The sequence below is a fragment of the Pseudodesulfovibrio karagichevae genome (assembly GCF_041414475.1).
GTDB lineage: Bacteria > Desulfobacterota > Desulfovibrionia > Desulfovibrionales > Desulfovibrionaceae > Pseudodesulfovibrio > Pseudodesulfovibrio karagichevae.
Window position 1 is genome coordinate 1 of record NZ_JBGLYH010000133.1, and the last position, 681, is coordinate 681.

At 69.9% G+C, this 681-nt stretch carries 1 pseudogene; it reads right to left on the bottom strand.

What is annotated here, in order from left to right:
- A pseudogene (locus AB6M95_RS19675) lies at positions 1-681 on the bottom strand (SIS domain-containing protein); the annotation flags it as partial.

A 681-nucleotide genomic window follows, 5' to 3' on the forward strand; every position in this document is an offset into this window, starting at 1 on the left:
GCCCAGCGGGTGTGGGCGATGATGTTGAGCGTCTGCAGGCCTGCGGACATGGCCCACAAAAGGTCGTCATGCTTGATGAATTCCCTGAGCGCCGCGCCGTTGTCCCCGAGCTGGCCGACCAGCTGGGCGACCTTGTACAGGAAGCGGCAGGCGGTCCGGCCGTCGGCGAGCCTGCGCACCAGCACCTGGCGGGTGTCGGCGTTGTTGATGGAGCTGCGGTCGGCCAGTTCCTGCCGCTGCGCCGGGGTCAGACCGGCCTCCGGGTCCACGCCGGCCGGCAGGACAAAGGCCAGAGCCACGCCCGCCGAGTCGCGGCCGCGCACCTCCAGCTTGTCGATGGACTGGAGCACCTGCTCGGCCCCCCAGGCCAGGAAATGCCGGTCGCGGGCGTCCGCGTCCTCGGCCAGATCCTTGGGCATGAGCGCCAGGGTCCGGTCCACGTTGACCAGCACCTCGCGCTCGATCTGCCACAGATAGTCGTCCAGCGCCTCGCGCAGCGACTCCAGCTCGTCCGTGCGCGGCCCCTGCTCCAGCTTCACGGCCGCCGCGTTGCGCAGCGCCCGGATGGTGTCCCGGATGCCCGTAAGTGCCCGCAGCGCCTCCGCATCCCCCACCAGCCGCATATGCAGCCCGAAGGACATGAGCTCATAAAACCGCCCGGCCAGCTCCTCAAGCGGCTTG